This window comes from Flavonifractor sp. An92 (assembly GCF_002159175.1).
Lineage (GTDB): Bacteria > Bacillota > Clostridia > Oscillospirales > Oscillospiraceae > Pseudoflavonifractor_A.
On record NZ_NFGZ01000003.1, the window covers coordinates 185227 to 203263 of the forward strand.

Annotated in this window: 19 protein-coding genes and 1 riboswitch; of the genes, 4 read left to right on the forward strand and 15 right to left on the reverse strand. The window is 63.7% G+C overall.

Annotated elements, in window-relative coordinates; translation table 11 throughout:
• Positions 1 to 167 precede the first annotated feature (167 nt).
• The 11 genes from xerD to B5G43_RS04030 all read right to left on the reverse strand — a co-directional run bounded on the left by xerD (position 168) and on the right by B5G43_RS04030 (position 8342).
• Positions 168 to 1046 carry a site-specific tyrosine recombinase XerD gene (gene xerD / locus B5G43_RS03980; RefSeq protein ID WP_087259176.1) on the reverse strand — a complete coding sequence of 293 codons (879 nt, stop codon included), beginning with the start codon at positions 1044 to 1046 and terminating at the stop codon, positions 168 to 170.
• Between the two features lie 23 nt (positions 1047 to 1069).
• A complete protein-coding gene (locus B5G43_RS03985; RefSeq protein WP_087259219.1) occupies positions 1070 to 1657 on the reverse strand; it encodes a stage II sporulation protein M in 588 nt (195 codons plus the stop codon).
• Between the two features lie 369 nt (positions 1658 to 2026).
• A complete protein-coding gene (gene scfB / locus B5G43_RS03990; RefSeq protein ID WP_087259177.1) occupies positions 2027 to 3406 on the reverse strand; it encodes a thioether cross-link-forming SCIFF peptide maturase in 1380 nt (459 codons plus the stop codon).
• A 69-nt stretch (positions 3407 to 3475) separates the two neighbouring features.
• On the reverse strand, positions 3476 to 3616 hold the full coding sequence (gene scfA, locus B5G43_RS03995) for a six-cysteine ranthipeptide SCIFF (RefSeq protein ID WP_087188745.1): 141 nt from the start codon (positions 3614 to 3616) through the stop codon (positions 3476 to 3478).
• Between the two features lie 68 nt (positions 3617 to 3684).
• On the reverse strand, positions 3685 to 4095 hold the full coding sequence (locus B5G43_RS04000; protein WP_242960444.1) for a TIGR04086 family membrane protein: 411 nt from the start codon (positions 4093 to 4095) through the stop codon (positions 3685 to 3687).
• A gap of 69 nt (positions 4096 to 4164) precedes the next feature.
• Complete coding sequence (gene yajC, locus B5G43_RS04005) at positions 4165 to 4494, reverse strand: preprotein translocase subunit YajC (protein WP_087259178.1); 330 nt, start codon at positions 4492 to 4494, stop codon at positions 4165 to 4167.
• A gap of 89 nt (positions 4495 to 4583) precedes the next feature.
• Positions 4584 to 5714 carry a tRNA guanosine(34) transglycosylase Tgt gene (gene tgt / locus B5G43_RS04010; protein WP_087259179.1) on the reverse strand — a complete coding sequence of 377 codons (1131 nt, stop codon included), beginning with the start codon at positions 5712 to 5714 and terminating at the stop codon, positions 4584 to 4586.
• A gap of 70 nt (positions 5715 to 5784) precedes the next feature.
• Positions 5785 to 6192 (reverse strand): LytTR family DNA-binding domain-containing protein, encoded by a 408-nt coding sequence (locus B5G43_RS04015; protein ID WP_158097353.1) that lies wholly within the window; start codon positions 6190 to 6192, stop codon positions 5785 to 5787.
• Between the two features lie 39 nt (positions 6193 to 6231).
• The gene (locus B5G43_RS04020; protein ID WP_087259181.1) at positions 6232 to 6501 is read right to left on the reverse strand and encodes a response regulator; all 270 of its coding nucleotides are present in this window, start codon (positions 6499 to 6501) and stop codon (positions 6232 to 6234) included.
• Positions 6479 to 7009, reverse strand: a complete 531-nt coding sequence (locus B5G43_RS04025) for a Spo0B domain-containing protein (protein WP_143382831.1) — start codon at positions 7007 to 7009, stop codon at positions 6479 to 6481. The genes B5G43_RS04020 and B5G43_RS04025 overlap by 23 nt, the downstream gene beginning before the upstream one ends.
• Entirely contained in the window at positions 7002 to 8342 is a 1341-nt protein-coding gene (locus B5G43_RS04030) for a GHKL domain-containing protein (protein WP_087259183.1), read from the reverse strand. Before B5G43_RS04030 ends, B5G43_RS04025 begins: the two co-directional genes overlap by 8 nt.
• A gap of 213 nt (positions 8343 to 8555) precedes the next feature.
• Here B5G43_RS04030 and B5G43_RS17955 point away from each other — a divergent pair, with 213 nt between their 5' ends.
• The gene (locus tag B5G43_RS17955; protein ID WP_087259184.1) at positions 8556 to 9578 is read left to right on the forward strand and encodes a copper amine oxidase N-terminal domain-containing protein; all 1023 of its coding nucleotides are present in this window, start codon (positions 8556 to 8558) and stop codon (positions 9576 to 9578) included.
• Positions 9579 to 9632: 54 nt separating this feature from the next.
• Here the strand turns inward: B5G43_RS17955 and queA are convergent, their stop codons facing one another.
• On the reverse strand, positions 9633 to 10658 hold the full coding sequence (gene queA, locus B5G43_RS04040; RefSeq protein WP_087259185.1) for a tRNA preQ1(34) S-adenosylmethionine ribosyltransferase-isomerase QueA: 1026 nt from the start codon (positions 10656 to 10658) through the stop codon (positions 9633 to 9635).
• A 1-nt stretch (position 10659) separates the two neighbouring features.
• On the reverse strand, positions 10660 to 12291 hold the full coding sequence (locus tag B5G43_RS04045; RefSeq protein WP_242960445.1) for a SpoIID/LytB domain-containing protein: 1632 nt from the start codon (positions 12289 to 12291) through the stop codon (positions 10660 to 10662).
• Positions 12292 to 12384: 93 nt separating this feature from the next.
• A riboswitch (Lysine riboswitch) is annotated at positions 12385 to 12565 on the forward strand.
• Positions 12566 to 12739: 174 nt separating this feature from the next.
• Between B5G43_RS04045 and asd the strand changes: the two genes are divergently transcribed.
• Genes asd through dapB form a run of 3 tightly spaced genes read left to right on the forward strand, consistent with a single transcriptional unit; the run spans position 12740 to position 15507 of the window.
• Positions 12740 to 13825, forward strand: a complete 1086-nt coding sequence (asd, locus tag B5G43_RS04050; RefSeq protein ID WP_087259187.1) for an aspartate-semialdehyde dehydrogenase — start codon at positions 12740 to 12742, stop codon at positions 13823 to 13825.
• Between the two features lie 6 nt (positions 13826 to 13831).
• Positions 13832 to 14722, forward strand: a complete 891-nt coding sequence (gene dapA, locus B5G43_RS04055; RefSeq protein WP_087259188.1) for a 4-hydroxy-tetrahydrodipicolinate synthase — start codon at positions 13832 to 13834, stop codon at positions 14720 to 14722.
• A 20-nt stretch (positions 14723 to 14742) separates the two neighbouring features.
• Positions 14743 to 15507, forward strand: coding sequence for a 4-hydroxy-tetrahydrodipicolinate reductase (gene dapB / locus B5G43_RS04060; protein ID WP_087259189.1), 765 nt, complete (start codon positions 14743 to 14745; stop codon positions 15505 to 15507).
• A gap of 44 nt (positions 15508 to 15551) precedes the next feature.
• Here the strand turns inward: dapB and B5G43_RS04065 are convergent, their stop codons facing one another.
• Positions 15552 to 16751, reverse strand: coding sequence for an AI-2E family transporter (locus tag B5G43_RS04065; RefSeq protein ID WP_087259190.1), 1200 nt, complete (start codon positions 16749 to 16751; stop codon positions 15552 to 15554).
• Positions 16752 to 16796: 45 nt separating this feature from the next.
• Positions 16797 to 18023 (reverse strand): tyrosine--tRNA ligase, encoded by a 1227-nt coding sequence (gene tyrS / locus B5G43_RS04070; protein ID WP_087259191.1) that lies wholly within the window; start codon positions 18021 to 18023, stop codon positions 16797 to 16799.
• Between the last annotated feature and the right edge of the window lie 14 nt (positions 18024 to 18037).

Genomic DNA, 18037 nt, shown 5'->3' on the forward strand with positions numbered 1-18037 from the left:
CTTTTCCATTGACAGGTCGCACCGGTACACCGGTACGATTCTATCATTATACACAACCTGCGGCCAGAAAAAAAGACCTTTGTTTCAGAAACCCCGTGAAATTGCAAAACCCCGGAGGACCAAGCCGTCCTCCGGGGTCTGTCATTCCGCAGCGTGACCGCCCGCTCCTACGCTCTGGGATGGGCCTTCTGATAGACTTCCTTGAGCTTCTGATTGACGATCTGAGTGTAGATCTGGGTGGAGGAGATATCGGCGTGGCCCAGCATCTCCTGGATGGAGCGCAGGTCGGCGCCGTTCTCCAACAGGTGGGCGGCGAAGGAGTGGCGCAGGGTGTGGGGGGTGATGTCCTTCTGGATATCCGCCTTCTCCTGATAGTGCTTGATGATCTTCCAGAACCCCTGGCGGCTCATCCGCTCCCCGCTCATGTTGACGAAGAGGGCCTTTTCATCGGGGCGCTCCACCATCTGGGGCCGCACATGGTCCAGGTAGTCGCTCAGTGCCTGCACCGCCGTGGCGTACAGGGGGATGATCCGCTCCCGGTCCCGCCCCACACAGCGGATGAAGCTGGCGCTCAGGTTGATGTGGTCCACGTTCAGGCCGATGAGCTCGCTGACCCGGATGCCGGTAGCGTAGAGGAGCTCCAGCATGGCCTTGTCCCGGCAGCCCTTGGGGTCGGCCGGGTCGGGCTGATCCAGGAAGAGCTCCACCTCCTTGGAGGTCAGGATCTGCGGAAGCTTCCGCTCCACCCGGGCGGGGCTCAGCCCCCGGGCCGGATTGTGGTCCACCCAGCCCCGCTCCCCCAGGAACTGATAGAACGACTTCAGCGACGCCAGAGAGCGGGTGATGGTGGCCGCCGACTTGTGCTCGGCCGTGAGATGATGGGTGTACCGCTCCACATCGGACTGAGCCGCCGTCTCCACGGCCACTCCCTCCTCCTGGAGCCACTGAAGATACTGCCGCACGTCCCGCAGATAGGAACTTTGTGTATTGGACGCCGCCTTCTTCTCGGTCTCCAGATAGACCGCGTATTCCTGGTAATAGTCCATACAGGGCACCTCTCTACTCTCGTTTATGGGAGCGTCAGCAGCTCCGCCGCCCCCGACACGAAGGCCGGAACGGCCGTCGATTCCAGCAGGACACACACACACAGCCCGCCGGCACACAGCGCACAGCGCAGAAAGAAGGTCCGCCCATAGGGCAGGTCCTTCCGGCTCTCGCCCAGGAAGCGGGAGGCCAGAGCCCGGGACGCGGCCATCCCCTGCACCCCCAGCACGAAGAACGCCGGGAGGGACACCGCACCAGTCACCCCGAACACCGCCATGGCCAGCAGCCCGCCCGCCCCGCCGAACATGCGGATGAAGGCTCCGATGGCAAAGGCCAGCGAAAACCCCCGCAGGGCGAACACCGCCGGCAGGAACAGCAGGCCCAGGCTGGTGAAGCCCAGCACAAAGACCAGCAGGTGCCAGCGGAAGCATTCCCAGATCAGGACCGGCACGGGAGCCGCCTGGGGCGTCTGGGCGGCGGAGCGCTCCAGAAAGGTCTGAAGCAGCGCGGAGAGCGTGCCGTCATCGGCGCCTCCGGCCTGCCCGGAGAGCACCAGCCCAGCCAGACCGCCCGCCAGAAAACAGCCGGCCAGCACCGCCAGCGGAAGGCGCATGTCCCTCTCCGGTCCATCCCATAACTTGCCGCCCTTGCCCCGCATCCGCCTCACCTCCGAGGGAGTGTATGTCCGGGGGCGGGGAATTAGAAGCGGAGGTGCTCCTCTGGAAATATTATGACATTACATAATATAACTCACACGAAACGATTATGCAAGAGCACATTCGAAATTCGCCCACTTTTTGTACATTATGTCATAGTTTTATGTTAACAGTTTTATGTTAACTAGTGCTACCTCGATCCCGAATTTGAGCCCTCGGGGAGGCATAGAAATACACCATATTGTTGTTTACGAATCGTATACCACAATATGGTGTATTCAGCCTGTAATCACGCCGCCTCAGACGGCACCATTACATTTTGTATTTTACTCGCCCATGCCCGCGTCGATGGCCTTCAGGGCGATGGCGCACTCCAGGCGCTTGCGCTCCAGCTCGCAGCCCACCTTGTGGGGGTGCTTGATGTCGCCGTTGACCAGCAGGTTGGACGCCGAGCAGCCGCCGGAGCAGTAGAAGCGGGCCCAGCAGTGGGCGCACTCCTCCCGGGTGTAGATGTTCAGCCCGGCAAACTTCCCGGACAGCTCCGTGTTGAAGCTGCCGTCGTAGACGTTGCCCAGCTTGTACTCCTCATTGCCCACGAACTGGTGGCAGGGGTAGATGTCGCCGTCGGGGGTGATGGCCACGTACTCGCAGCCCGCACCGCAGCCCCGCAGGCGCTTGATCACGCAGGGGCCCTGGGCCAGGTCCACGTTGAAGTGGAAGAAGTTGGTCTCCCGGTGGTCCTTCAGGTACTCGGCCAGGCGCTCATACTCGGCCTTCAGCTCGGGCAGGTCGGACTCCTGGAGGGCGTAGGGGTCCTCCTCCTTCCCTACCACGGGCTCCACCGACACGTTCTTGCCGATGGCGGCCAGGGCCTTCACGTCCTCGGCGAAGTCCTTGTGGAAGCGGGTGAAGGTGCCGCGGAGGTAGTAGTCCTTGGTGCCGCGGCCGGCGATGAGCTTCTCGAACTTGGGCACGATCACGTCGTAGGAGCCCTTGCCGTTGATGGTGGGCCGCAGGTCGTCGTTGACCTCCTTGCGCCCGTCCATGGAGAGGACCGCGTTGGACATTTCCCGGTTGATGTACTCGATGTTCTCGTCGTTCAGCAGCACGCCGTTGGTGGTGATGGTGAAGCGGAAGCACTTGTTGTGCTCCTTCTCCAGGGAGCGGGCGTACTCCACGGTGGCCTTCACGGTGTCCATGGCCATCAGAGGCTCGCCGCCGAAGAAGTCCACCTCGATGTTGCGCCGGGGACCGGACTTCTCCACCACGAAGTCGATGGCCTTCTTGGCGGTCTCGATGTCCATGGTCATCCGCTTGCCGGTGCCGAAGTCGCCTGTGGAGGCGAAGCAGTACTTGCAGCGCAGGTTACAGTCGTGGGACACGTGGAGGCACAGGGCCTTCACCAGGGCCTGCTGCTGCATGGAGGCGGCCTTCTCCCGGTCGATGTAGTCGTCCTGCTCGAAGAGGAGTCCCCCCTCCTTCAGGCCCTTCAGCTCCTCCCAGGCCTCCGCCAGAGCGGCGGCGTCGTACTGGGGCAGGGCGGCGACGAGGGCCTCCGGCAGCGCCCCGGACAGGCTCTCGCCGTTCTCCTCCCGCTCAGCCAGGGCGGTGAGCAGGTCATAGGTCAGCCCGTCCAGCACATGGACGGCGCCGCTGTTCACGTCCACGGCGATGTTCACGCCGAGGCATTGAAAGGTATGTACCATAAATTCGTTCCTTCCTTTGCGCATAGAAAAGGGTGGGCTTTCACCCACCCCTTTTCCACGGCGTTGTTGTTAGCGATTCTCGCACTTCTGGTTGGCCACGGTGCAAGAAGTCTTACAAGCGGACTGGCAGGAGGTCTGGCACTCGCCGCAGCCGCCGTGAGCGGCGCTCTTCTTCAGGGTAGCGCCGTTGAGCGTCTTGATATGCTTCATTACTGGATTCCCTCCCCTATTTGTTTAGGATTCACACACAGTATAACACAGCCCGTCTCTCTTTTCAATCACTTTCGCCGTTTTTTCTCGCGCCGGCCCAGGAGCCCTGCGGCGGCTCCGCCGCACAGCGCGGCACAGAGCACTAGCACGCCCCGGCCGTCCTGGGGGACGCTGCCGAAGGCCAGCGCCCCGATGGTGAGCAGCAGCAGAAAGAACACCGCTCCCGTGGCCAGGCCCACCACCAGCGCCCGGCGGCCGCACCGGCGCACCGCGGCGATGCCGCCGCAGAAGGCCCCCAGCACGCAGGCCGCAACCGTCACCCGGCCGCTGAGCTCCTCGCCCATGGCCCCGGCGGAGATGGCGCAGGACGCCAGCAGCAGCAGCGCCAGCGAGACCGCAAAGGCCACCGCGCCCCCCAGCAGGACCCCGGTGGCGCAGCGCAGCAGAGCCTTCCCCGGCTCCTCTTCCCGTTTCGCCACAAAAATACCCTCCCTTCACAGGCTTCCTGGTGGAATCCTATGAGGGGAGGGCTCCGGTTATCCCGGTTTTTACTTCACGGTCTCCTCGGTCTGCTTGCCCTTGGTGGACACGGCCCACTTGGTGAACTCGATGCGCACCCGGTCAGCGCCGGTCTCGATGACGATGGTCTCCTCCTTGACGGCGCAGATGGTGCCCACGATGCCGCCGATGGTGGTGATGACGTCGCCCACGGCCAGCTCGGAGCGCATCTTGGCCATCTGCTTCTTCCGCTTGTTCTCAGGACGGATGAGCAGGAAGTAGAAGATGGCGATCATCGCCACCAGGGGGATGACGAAGCTCAGCAGTCCGCCGGTAGTGTCGGTACTGGTCAGAATGGTGTTGGAAATGCCAGTCAGCAAGGTGATCTCCTCCAAATGTTTATTGTACGCGGAACGTGAAAAATATTATACGGCACTTTGTCCCGTTTGGCAAGGCCTTTTGGCAGTTTTTACAGCCGCTGGTCCAGCTTCGCGCTGTACGTCTCCCGGAAGGCGTCAAATGTCCCCTCGTCCAGGGCGGCGCGGATGTGGGCCATGAGGGAGTTATAGAAGTACAGGTTGTGGAGCACCGCCAGACGCATGGCCAGCATCTCCCCCGCCACGAAGAGGTGGCGCAGGTAGCCCCGGGAGAAATTCCGGCACACCGGGCAGTCGCACTGGGGGTCGATGGGGCTCTCGTCCAGCTTGTACTTCTCGTTCTTGATGTTGATGGAGCCCTCCCAGGTGTAGAGCTTGCCGTGGCGGGCGTTGCGGGCGGGCATGACGCAGTCGAAGAAGTCCACGCCCCGGGCCACCGCCTCGATGATGTTGGAGGGGGTGCCCACGCCCATGAGATAGCGGGGTTTATTCTGGGGCATGTGGGGCTCCACCGCGTCGATGATGTCGTACATCACCTCCGTGGGCTCCCCCACCGCCAGACCGCCGATGGCGTAGCCGTCACAGTCGATCTTGGCAGTCTCCTGCATGTGCCACACCCGCAGGTCGGGGAAGGTGGCGCCCTGGTTGATGCCGAAGAGCATCTGGTGGGGGTTCACCGCGTCGGGCTGGGCGTTGAGCTTGTCGTGCTCCTCCTTGCACCGCGCCAGCCACCGCAGGGTGCGCTCACAGGAGTTCTTGGCGTACTCATAGGTGGCCGGGTTCTCCACGCACTCGTCAAAGGCCATGGCGATGTCGCTGCCCAGATTGGACTGGATGCGCATGGACTCCTCGGGGCCCATGAAGATCTTCCGGCCGTCGATGTGGGAGGCAAAGGTGACACCCTCCTCCTTGATCTTGCGCAGGCCCGAGAGGGAAAAGACCTGGAATCCGCCGGAATCGGTGAGGATGGGCCCGTCCCAGTGCATGAATTTATGGAGGCCTCCCATCTCCTTCACCACGCCGTCGCCGGGGCGGAGATGCAGATGGTAGGTGTTGCTCAGCTCCACCTGGCAGCCGATCTCCTTGAGGTCCAGGGCGGAGACCGCCCCCTTGATGGCCGCCTGAGTACCCACGTTCATAAAGACCGGGGTCTGCACCGTGCCGTGGGCGCACTGGAACACGCCACGCCGGGCACGACCCTGGGTTTTGATCACTTCAAACACACCAAAACTCCTTTTCATCAATCTGTGCCTATCATAACAAAACCGCTCTTTTTTGGCAAGGGGGACCGGGCTACTCCCCGAGGACTTCGAAGGCCGCGGCCTTCAGCGCCTGGAGAAACCGCAGCCGGGCCTCCGCCCTGCGGCGCGTGCTGACCGGGACCTGTTCCCCGGTGCTGAGCTGAAAATACTCCGTTTCAAAGGCGGTCACCCGGTCCATATTCACCAGAAAGCTCTTGTGGCACTGGAAAAACCGGTCGTCCAGCTGGCGCTCCAGCTCATGGAGCCTGCCATAGCTCTCAAAGACGCCGTGGTCGGCCACACAGCGCACCTGCCGCCCCCGGCTCTCCAGATACCGCACCCGGGCAAAGGGGAGAAAATAGACCGCGCCCCGGGTCTGGAGCACTATCCCCTCGGTGCGCCGGCGGGCGAGGCGCTCCTTGGCCCGCGCCACCGCTGCGGCCAGAGCCGCCGGCTCCACCGGTTTCAGCAGGAAGCTCAGGTGCTCCGTCTCATAGACCTAGGTGCAGTACTCCACGTACCCGGTGATGTAGATGACCTGGATGCCGGACACCTCAGGCGTCAGGCGCTTGACCAGGTCGATCCCGTTCTCCTCCCCCAGGCGGATGTCCATGAGGAGGAGGTCCGGCCGGCGGGCTCCCCCGCAGGCCCGCTCCACCTCCCGGGTGGAGGTGCAGCAGTCGATATGAAGCTCCGTGTCTGCCGCCAGCAGCTCTTTGAGACGGTTCCCCTGCTCCGGCTGGTCATCACAGATCAGGACATTCCACATGGCAGTTCTCCTCCCCGTTTTCTTCCGTTAGCAGCGCGGACAGCCGTTCCAGATGCGTCTCCGCCCGGGCCGCCTCTCCCCGGGCGATCAGGCCGTCGATGGTCTGGAGCTGATTGTTGATGTCGTGCCGGAGGCGGCGGACCGTCTGCTCTGTCTTTTGCAGTCCCGCGTAATAGGCCTCCATACGGGCCAGCTCCTGCTCCAGCTCCGCCTGCCGCTCCCGGGCCCGGCAGCCCCGCTCCAGCCGGTCCAACAGCCGCAGCAGCAGCGCATCCGCCCCCAGCTGGAGCGGAATCAGAAGGAGCACCAGCCAGCGGGCGCCGCCGCTCTCCTCCGGGAAGTCCCGCATGGTGCGCAGGATGACCGCCAGCGCCGCTCCCTGGCTGCCCGGCAGCAGGAAGAGGATGTGCCGCCACCAGGGGAGCAGGCTCTTGCGGCAGAAGCGGTAGAAGCAAATGCTGGGGACCAGGAACAGCCCGAACACCAGCAGCGGCTCCAGCTTATCCATGCCCATCCTCCTCTGTCTCCGGGCCCAGCCAGACCGTGAGGCAAAACCGGCCGTCCTCCTCTTTTTTCTCCAGTTCACCGCCGTGGTTTCGGGCGATGTGGGTTAAAATCTCCAGCCCCAGGCCCCGGCCCGCTCGGACACGGCGCTGCCGCGCGGCCAGGTCCAGAGGCGGCGGCAGAGGGTTCTCCTCCTCCACGATCAGATAGCCGCCCCGGCAGCCTGCCCGGCAGTGGATGACCCGCTCCTCCTCCGGGAGGCGGCGGCAGGCCTCGATGGCGTTGTCCATGACATTTCCGAAGAGGCTGCACAGACTGGGGCCGTCCTGGGGCAGCTCCGCCGGGAGATTTAGGGCCAACTCCAGGCGGATGTGCTCCGCCGCGCAGAGCCGCGCCTTATCGGCCAGCACGGCGTCCACCACCGGATGGGCGCAGAAGGTCCCCCGCAGGGCATTGAGCTGTTTGGCCGCGCGGCCCAGCGCGCCGCCGGCCTCCGAGAGGTCCTGCCGGCACAGGGAGCGCCGGGCCTCCTCCAGCTGTTCGCGCAGCCCCTCCCGAAGCTCGGCCACCCGCCGGGCGCCGGAAGCCAGCTCCTCCTGCCGGGCCTTCTGCAAAATCAGCTGGTGCTCTAACAGCCGCTGCCGCTCCCGGGCGCGGTAGTACTCCTTGGCCTGGGAAAAGAGGCACAGCAGCAGCACGCCGGACGCCAGCAGCAGTCCCACCAGGACCGCCAGCCGCGTGAGGGTCATGGGCCGCTCCGGCGTCAGGATCCAGATGAAATAGTCCAGCAGAATCACGGCCGCTGTCTGCCCCAGCAGAAACAGCAGAAAGGGCGCATTCCACTGGACCTCACCGTGGTCGATGAACCGGCGCCACAGCTGCCCGAACCCCCAGCTCAGCAGAAAGAGGAAGAGGGCGTAGGTCAGCTTCACGGACACAAGGCGGGCCACCGGCCCCAGGAGCAGCTCGTTCAGGATGTCCTCCCCCAACAGAGCGGACAGCACGGAGCTGTACACCACATCCGAAAGGTTGAGGAGCAGCATCTGTGCCACCCCGAAGAGGAGGGTCTTTTTCGTTCCCTCCCGGCTAAAGCAGCACGGGAGGATCGCCATGGCCGCCACGGTACACAGGATCCGGGTGGCGGAGGCGTACATCCCCGGCCAGCGGCCGTCCGCCAGAGCGTACCCGAACTGGATAGCGCAGAGAACCAGGGTGTAGAGCCCCGCAAAGCACACCTTCCGGCGCACATAGAACAGTCGGAAAAACAGCCAGATCTGAACGGCGATCTGGGGCAGTCCCAGCAGGATATTCCGGAGATGAAATGGCAGAGTATTCATGGCCGCCCGGTCCCCCAGCGCGGGGCGGGACCGCTGATTTTGACATTCCGGGCCGCGTTTATGTCAAACCGCTTGAAATCCGGTTTTCCCGATACTACACTGGCCACACCGGCGTCCCCCTCCCCTGCAATGGTCTCATATCAGTCTATTATAGTGCCCTCGACAGGATTTGCAAGGCCGGACACCGGAAACACAGGAAAGGATGAATCCCACATGAAGCTGAGAAAACCCCTTCTGTCCCTCCTCCTGGCCCTGGTCCTCTGTCTGGGCCTGTCCGTTCCCGCCCTGGCCGGCGGCAGCCTGTACGACATTGAGATCCTCTATCGCGACGGGACCCTCGTCGGCTGCGACGCCGACCAGAACGGCAGCGGCGACGGCTGGAGCTACGACAGCGCCACCCAGACCCTCACGCTGGACGGGCTGGACTGCGACAACGTCTCGTTCACCTGCATGGGCTATTCCGAAAATGAAAACTGGACGCTGCGCCTGGCCGACGGCAGCGTCAACACCGCCGGACAGCTGGGGCTGTGGGTGGACGGAGGACACCTCACCATCACGGGAACCGGCTCCCTCACCCTCCAGGGAAATAAACTGGCCGCCGTGAGCTGCTTCCTCGACGACGACTCCTCTGTCGCATTTCAGTCTCCCCTCGCCATCACCGGCGGCCCCAAGGACGGCGACCGGCTGCCGCTGACTGGTGTGAATGACGGCAGATACCTCGTTTATCAGACCGCCAACGGCGAGAAGGCCCTCTACGCCGTCATCGCCCCCAGCGGCGCCACCGTCCCCGAGACCCCCGCCAAGACCGCCTACGCCACCCCCTGCCCCATCCTGGTGGACGGTCAGGCCGTGGATTTTGACGCCTACATGCTCAAGGACGCCAACGGCAACGGCACCAACTACCTCAAGCTGCGGGACGTGGCCTATGTGCTCAACGGCACCGAGGCCCAGTTCAACGTGGGCTGGGACGGCGCGGCCGGAGCCATCACCCTCACCACCGGCGCGGCCTATGTCCCCGCCGGCTCTGAGATGTCCACCCCCTTCTCCGGTGACCAGACCTATACGGACAATCAGTCCGCCGTGCTGATCAACGGCGTCCAGACCGATCTGGAGGCCATCACCCTCACCGACTCCTCCGGCGCTGGATACACCTATTTCAAGCTCCGTGACCTGGGCGAGGCGCTGGGCTTTACCGTGGACTGGGACGGCACCTCTGTGGTCGTCCGCACCCACTGATTGCTCCTCACAAAAGAGCCCCTGCCGCTACTTAGCGGCAGGGGCTCTTTTCGATCAGTGGATGAACATGGCGTCGCCGAAGGAGAAGAAGCGGTAGCGCTCCTTCACCGCCTCGGCGTAGGCGTTCAGGATATGCTCCCGGCCCGCCAGGGCGGAGACCAGCATCACCAGGGTGGACTCAGGCAGATGGAAGTTGGTGATGAGGGCGTCCAGCACCTTGAAACGGTAGCCCGGGTAGATGAAAATGTTGGTCCATCCGGCGCTCTCCTTCAGCGTGCCGTCCTCCGCCGCCCAGCTCTCGATGGTGCGGCAGGAGGTGGTGCCCACGCAGATGACGCGCCCCCCCTCCCGCTTGGTGCGGTTGATGAGCTCGGCGGTCTCGGCGGAGATCATGCAGTACTCACTGTGCATCTCGTGGTCCAGGATGTCCTCCTCCTTCACCGGGCGGAAGGTCCCCAGCCCCACGTGGAGAGTCACATAGGCCAGACGCACCCCCATGTCCTCCACCTGCTGCAAAAGCTCCTTGGTGAAGTGGAGGCCGGCCGTGGGTGCGGCGGCGGAGCCCACCTCCCGGGAGTAGACGGTCTGGTACCGCTCGGGATCCTGGAGCTCCGCCTTGATGTAGGGCGGCAGGGGCATCTTGCCCAGCTGCTCCAAAATCTCCAGAAAGATGCCCTCGTAGTCGAAGCGGATCAGGCGGTTGCCGCCCTCCAGCACCTCCTCCACCGTAGCGGTGAGGAGCCCGTCGCCGAAGGAGAGCTTGGCGCCGGTACGTACCTTGCGGCCGGGCCGTACCAGGCACTCCCACACCTTGTCTCCCCGGTCGATGAGGAGGAGCACCTCCACCGCGCCGCCGCCGGGCTCCCGGTGGCCCAGCAGCCGGGCGGGGAGCACCCGCGAGTCGTTGAGCACCAGGCAGTCCCCCGAACGGAGGAACTGGGGCAGCTCGTAAAAATGCCGGTGCTCCATCTCCCCCGTGTTCTTGTCCAGCACCAGCAGCCGGGAGGAATCCCGCTTCTCCAGCGGGGTCTGGGCAATGAGCTCTTCCGGCAGGTCAAAGTAAAAATCCGATGTTTTCATATTAGTAGACGTCCACTCCCGTGTAATAGAATTTCAAAATCTGATCGTAGGTATACCCCTGCTTGGCCATGGACAGGGCGCCGTACTGGCTCATGCCCACGCCGTGGCCCCAGCCGGAGCCGGTGATGGTGTAGCTGTCGGCGGCGGTCCCGCCGCTGCTGCCGCCGGGCTGGGTGAACCCGTCCCCGGTGATGACCCAGGCGTCCCCCGACACGGCGCTCACGTTTCCGCTGCCGTCAATGGCGTAGGCCCCGTTCAGGGAGATGCTGCCGCCGCCGGCCAGGGAAACCTGGGTGCTGGTGGAAGAGGTGCTCCCGCTCCCGCCAGTAACGGTGTAGCGCTGGGAGCGCAGGCCCAGGAAGGTGCGGGCGTCCTGCTTATAGAAAGACCAGCTCTTCCCGTTCACGTCGGTGAAGGTGATGGCGTACACATTGCCGGTAGGGGTGGTCTGGGTCACCGCAAAGGAGGCCAGATCGCCGCACTGGTAGCCCTTGGCGCGCAGCTTGGCCTCCAGCTCGTCGGCGGTATAGGTGACCGTCCAGTTGTAGTTGGGGATCTGGTCGGCGATGAGGCCCTCATAGGGGTCCACCTTCCCCACCAGATAGGGCACGGCGTTGACCCACACATTCTCCGAGCTCTCCGACGCGCCGCCGTTGCTGGAGGAGTACACCGTGTCGGCCAGGGTGCCGTTGTAGTAGACACAGACTCCCTCGCTCTCCTCCGCCGCCTGGATGCTGTTGCTGGTGAGGTTGGAGGTGCCGTAGTAGGCCTGGCAGTCGGTGGTGGCGCACAGGTCGAAGTGATAGGTGCTGTGCTTGTTCAGGTTGCGCATGGCGTAGGTCCGGGCGCAGGCGGCCTGGGCCTTCAGGGCCTCCTTGTGCCAGGAGGCCCCCATCTCCCAGGTGATGACGCAGGAGACGTAGTCCTCCAGGTGGACCATGTTCACCACGGTGAGATTTCCGCCATTGATGCGCTCATACCGGAAGCCGCCGTAGTACTTATAGCCCTTGAACCAGGTCTGGGGGTCCTCCAGCCCGGTGGTGTCGGGCATAACTCCCAGCGAGCGGCTGCTCCCCCCGTCGAACTGGAAGATCACCTGGCTGGTACCGGTGCGCACCACCGTGACGGCGTAATTGCCGGCCTTCTCCACCGTGCCGGTGAGGCCCAGAGAGGTACGCAGGCTCTCCGCCTCGCTCTGGCTGGCGCAGGTGCCCACCCGGGCCTGCCACGTGCCGTCCTGCCACGCGGGATAGGCCCCGCTCACCCCCGCGGCTGCCGCGGCGGCTTCGCTCTGGCTGGCGTAGGAGCCCAAAAGCACATACCACCCGCCCACAGCCGTTCCGCCGGCCGTGGTGGAGTAGGTCCCGTCTGAGGCCAGGTACAGAGTGTCGCTCTTGTTCATGGTGATGGCGGTCTCGCTGGTGGTCATGAGGGACGTGAAATTCCCGCTGTCGTCAAAATAGCCCAGCCGGTAGCCGCTGCCCACGCTGTTGAGCAGATTGGCCGAGGGGAGCGCCGTACTGCCGTAGTAAAGTCCCACCCGCAGCATCCGGTCGCTCACCGCCGCCTGGGCGCTCAGGCTGCCCAGGGGCAAAAGCAGCGCAGCTGCAAGAGCGGTCGATGCAAGTTTCATCCAGAGTTTTTTCATGGCAAGCTCCTGTTTTCAGAATTTAGCGGATAAAAGCGTATTGACAGCGCACCTTTCCTGTGATACTATCAGTTTACATTACAGGATAGAGGTTGCGGGACGCATCAGTAGCGCGGCGAGGGCTCCGAGGGCCCTTTGACCCGACGCGAAAGGGTTTCCCGCCGAAGAGGATCGTCCCCCGGAAGGCCGTCCTCTGGGCGTGCAGGCGAAAGCCGCGCGACTGTCACCGGGTGGGTCCCGGTGGAGCGCTGTCTGTGTTTTGGATATGGTGCGGAAGCCGCATATGCTTCTGACATTATAGTACAAAATCAGCCGGTGTGTAAACCCGCTGATTTCTTTTTTTACCGTTCTCCCCCCGGAGGGCGGCAGACGAGCGGTCAAGTCTCATTTCCTGGGATGCGTCATAGACTAAGAAAAATGGGAGGTCATAGCTATGGAAAAATTTAAGGTAGGCGTCATCGGCTGCACCGGTATGGTGGGTCAGCGCTTTGTCACTCTGATGGAGAATCACCCCTGGTTCCAGCTCACCGCCGTCGCCGCCAGCCCCCGCTCGGCGGGCAAAACCTACGAGGAGGCCGTGGGCAGCCGCTGGGCCATGGACACCCCCATGCCCGAGGAGGCCAAGAAGCTGGTGGTCCTCAACGCCGAGGCCGACGTGGAGAAGATCGCCTCCATGGTGGATTTCGTCTTTTCCGCCGTGGACATGAAGAAGGAGGAGATCCAGGCCCTGGAGGAGGAGTACGCCAAGCACGAGTGCCCGGTGGTCTCCAACAACTCTGCCCACCGCTGGACCCCCGATGTGCCCATGGTGGTGCCCGAGATCAACCCTGAGCACCTGGACGTCATCCCCGCCCAGCGCAAGCGCCTGGGCACCCAGCGTGGCTTCATCGCCGTCAAGTCCAACTGCTCCCTCCAGAGCTACGTCCCCGCCCTCCATCCCCTGCGGAAGTTCGGCGTGAAGGACGTGCTGGTGTGCACCTATCAGGCCATCTCCGGCGCCGGTAAGACCTTTGAGACCTGGCCCGAGATGGTGGACAACGTCATCCCCTACATCGGCGGCGAGGAGGAGAAGAGCGAGCAGGAGCCCCTGAAGCTGTGGGGCAAGGTGGAAAACGGCGTCATCGTCAACGCCGACGGCCCCGCCATCACCGCCCAGTGCTTCCGTGTCCCCGCCTCCAACGGCCACATGGCCGCCGTGTTCGTGCGCTTTGAGCACAAGCCCTCCATGGAGGAGATCAAGGAGATCTGGGCCAGCTTCCGCGGCCGCGCCCAGGAGCTGGACCTTCCCTCCGCCCCCAAGCAGTTCCTCCACTACTTCGAGGAGGACAATCGCCCCCAGACCAAGCTGGACCGCATGACCGAGAAGGGCATGGCCGTGTGCATCGGCCGCCTGCGCCCCGACACCCAGTACGACTACAAGTTCGCCTGTCTCTCCCACAACACCCTGCGGGGCGCTGCCGGCGGCGCGGTGCTGCTGGCCGAGCTGCTGTGCGCGGAGAACTACATCACGAGGAGGTAACCTGCTATGCGTGAGCCTATTTTCACCGGCGCCTGTACCGCCATCGTCACCCCCTTTGACGAGAGCGGCGCCATCGACTACAAGGCCTTCGGCAGCCTCATCGAGGACCAGATCGCCCGGGGCATCGACGCCATCTGCGTCTGCGGTACCACCGGCGAGAGCGCCACCATGTCCATCCGGGAGCACATCGCTGCCGTGGAGTTCTGCGTCAAGCAGGTCAACCACCGCGTCAAGGTCATCGCCGGCGCGGGCAGCAACGACACCTCCGCCGCCGTCTACCTCTCCCAGCACGCCCAGGACTCCGGCGCGGACGCCCTGCTCCACGTCACCCCCTATTACAACAAGGCCAGCCAGACCGGCCTCATCAAGCACTATGAGTACATCGCCGACCGGACGGAGCTGCCCATCCTCCTCTATAACGTCCCCGGCCGCACCGGCGTGTCCTTCACCGCCGAGACCTACCGCATCCTCGCCCAGAACCCCAAGATCAACGGCGTCAAGGAGGCCAGCGGCAACTTCTCCCTCCTGGCCCACACCCGGTGCATCTGCCCTGACGACTTCTACATCTGGTCCGGCAACGACGACCAGGTGGTGCCCATGATGAGCCTGGGCGCCAAGGGCGTCATCTCGGTGGCCTCCAACATCGTGCCCGAGGTCATGGTGAAGATGAGCCACCTGTGCCTGGAGGGCGACTTCCACGCCGCCGCCAAGCTGCAGATCGAGTACATGGACTTCATCGACGCCCTCTTCATCGAGGTCAACCCCATCCCCATCAAGGCCGCCCTCAACCTGGCCGGCCGCAACGTGGGCGGGCTGCGTCTGCCCCTGTGCGACATCTCCCCCAAGAATCTGGAGGTCCTCCGGGCCTCCATGGAGCGCATGGGCCTGCTGGCCTGAGTCGCGGGAGGGATGTCCAAATGGTAAAGATCCTCATTTCCGGCTGCAACGGCCACATGGGCCGGGTGGTGGCCGACATCTGCAAGGCCCGCTCCGACGCGGAGGTGGTGGGCGGCTTCGACATCCTGGGACAGGGCGACGGCTCCTTCCCGGTGTGGTCCAATCCCGTCCAGTGCGCCGTGGAGGCGGATGCGGTCATCGACTTCTCCTCCCCCGCCGCGCTGGAGAATCTGCTGGCCTTCGGCAAGGAGAAGCACGTGCCCCTGGTACTGGCCACCACCGGCTACTCCGAGGAGCAGCTTGCCGCCATCGATGCAGCTTCCAAAGAAGTGCCCATCTTCCGCTCGGCCAACATGTCCCTGGGCGTGAACGTCCTCATGGAGCTGGTCAAACGCTGCGCCTCCCTTCTGGGGGAGGACTACGACGTGGAGATCGTGGAGCGCCACCACAATCGCAAGGTGGACGCCCCCAGCGGCACTGCCCTCATGCTCTATGAGGCCGCCGCTCAGGGTCTCCCCTACCAGCCCAACCCGGTCTATGACCGCCACGCCGTCCGCCAGCGCCGGGACCCTCACGACATCGGCATCTCCGCCGTCCGGGGCGGCAACATCGTGGGCGACCACGAGGTCATTTTCGCCGGGCGGGACGAGGTGGTGGAGCTGAAGCACTCCGCCATGAGCCGCGAGGTGTTCGCCTCCGGCGCGGTGAAAGCCGCCTGCTATTTGGCCGGGGTGAACGAGCCCGGGCTCTACAACATGAACGACCTGGTCTCCGCTGTGGTCTGAAACAAGAAAAAGGGACGCGTTCCAGTTGGAACGCGGCCCTTTTTTTATTCGCTCTCGTCGCTCTCATCGGGAGGGGCCGGAGCCTCTCCTTCGGGGGCGCGGATGCCCTTGGCCTTCAGACGGCCCCGCACCCAGTCGCCCAGCAGGGAGTACAGCACCGCAAAGGTGGGCACACCCAGCAGCATACCGGGGAAGCCGAAGAGCCCGCCACCGATGACGATGGACACCAGCACCCAGAAGGCCGAGATACCCGTGCTGTCGCCCAGGATCTTGGGGCCCAGGATGTTGCCATCGAACTGCTGCAGACCCAGCACCAGGATGGAGAACCGCAGCGCCTGCCACGGGTCCACGATGAGCAGGATGAAAATGCAGGGGATGGCGCCCACAATGGGGCCGAAGAAGGGGATGATGTTGGTCACCCCGATGATCACGCTGATGAGCACCGCGAAGTCGATGCGCAGCAGCACGGTGAGGATGAAGCACAGAACGCCGATGATGGCGCTGTCCAGGATCTTGCCGTTGAGGAAGCCGGAGAAGATCCGGTTGGCCCGGCTGCACACCGCCAGGAAGTGGTTGGCCTTCTTCACCGGCAGCACCGCGTAGGTCAGCTTCTGCGCCTGCCGGGAGAGGACGTTCTTGCTCAGCAGCATGTAGATGGAGGAGATCACCGTGGTGATGGCCGCGATGATGCCGCTCACCACCCCGCTGCCCAGAGCCACGCCCATGCTGAGCAGGGTGGGGAGCAGCCGGGAGGCCATGCCCGAGACCTGGCTCACGATGTCGCCGTAGGAGAGCATGAACTGGTTGGTCATCTGCTCCACCATGGCCTGGTCGATGTTGTACTTGACTGCCAAGTCGTTGAGGAGCACCCCCAACTTGGTCAGCGCGCCCTGGAGGGTGTAGTACAGGCTCACGATGCTGTAAATGATCTGGGGCACGATCAGCTTCACCAGAACGGCCAGCAGCGCCACAAAGAGCACATAGACCACCAGCACCGCCAGCCCCCGCCGGCATTTCAGGTTCCGGAACACCTGGGTCTCAAAGTAATTCGTGGGCCCGTTGAGCAGGTACGCAATGGCAAAGCCCACCAGAAACGGCATGGCCACGCCCAGGAAGATGTTCCAAATCCCATGGATCACATCCAGGTGGGAGATGAGCAGATAAAAGCTGATGGCGATGAGCACCACGATCAGGTTGGCGATCGCCCGCTCATCGTGGAAAAACCATTTCTTCTTGTCGTTCACAGATCCTCCCCCTCTCCTTCCGCACTGCGGTCCGAACGCCGCCGCTTAGCCAAGCAGGGCACGGTGGAAGACCTTCTTGCCTTTCTTGATGGTGACGCCTTCGCCGGAGAGGGCATCCGCGGAGACGGTCTGCTCCACGCTGGTCACCTTCTCGCCGTCCAGGGACACGCCGCCCTGCTCGATGAGCCGGCGGGCCTCCTTCTTGGAGGGCACCAGACCGCACTTGAGCATCAGGTCCAGGATGCCGATGGTCCCGTCGGTCAGGTCCTCGGCCGCCAGGGTGGTGGAGGGCATGTTGCTCCGGTCGCCGCCGGTGGAGAAGAGCGCACGGGCGGCATCCTGGGCCTTCTTGGCCTCCTCGGTGCCGTGGACCAGCTGGGTCAGCTCGAAGGCCAGGATCTCCTTGGCGGTGTTCAGCTGGGCGCCCTCCCACTTGTCCATCTCGTCGATCTGCTCCAGAGGCAGGAAGGTGAGCATCCGCAGGCACTTCAGCACGTCGGCATCACCCACGTTGCGCCAGTACTGGTAGAAGTCGTAGGGGCTGGTCTTGTTGGGGTCCAGCCACACCGCGCCGGACTGGGTCTTGCCCATCTTCTTGCCCTCGGAGTTCAGCAGCAGGGTGATGGTCATGGCGTGGGCGTCCTTGCCCAGCTTGCGGCGGATGAGCTCGGTGCCGCCCAGCATGTTGGACCACTGGTCGTCGCCGCCGAACTGCATGTTGCAGCCGTAGTGCTGGAACAGGTGGTAGAAGTCGTAGGACTGCATGATCATGTAGTTGAACTCCAGGAAGGACAGGCCCTTCTCCATGCGCTGCTTGTAGCACTCGGCCCGGAGCATGTTATTCACGCTGAAGCAAGCGCCCACTTCCCGCAGGAGCTCCACATAGTTGAGCTTCATCAGCCAGTCGGCGTTGTTCACCATCTGGGCCTTGCCCTCGCCGAACTCGATGAAGCGCTCCATCTGCTTCTTGAAGCAGTCGCAGTTGTGCTGGATGGTCTCGGGGGTCATCATCTGGCGCATGTCGCTGCGGCCGGAGGGGTCGCCCACCATGCCGGTGCCGCCGCCGATGAGGGCGATGGGCCGGTTGCCCGCCATCTGGAGGCGCTTCATCAGGCACAGGGCCATGAAGTGGCCCACGTGGAGAGAGTCGGCGGTGGGGTCAAAGCCGATGTAAAAGACCGCCTTGCCCTCGTTGATCATCTTGGAGATCTCCTCCTCGTTGGTCACCTGGGCGATGAGGCCGCGGGCCTTCAGTTCTTCATAACAAGTCATGTTCATTCTCCTTC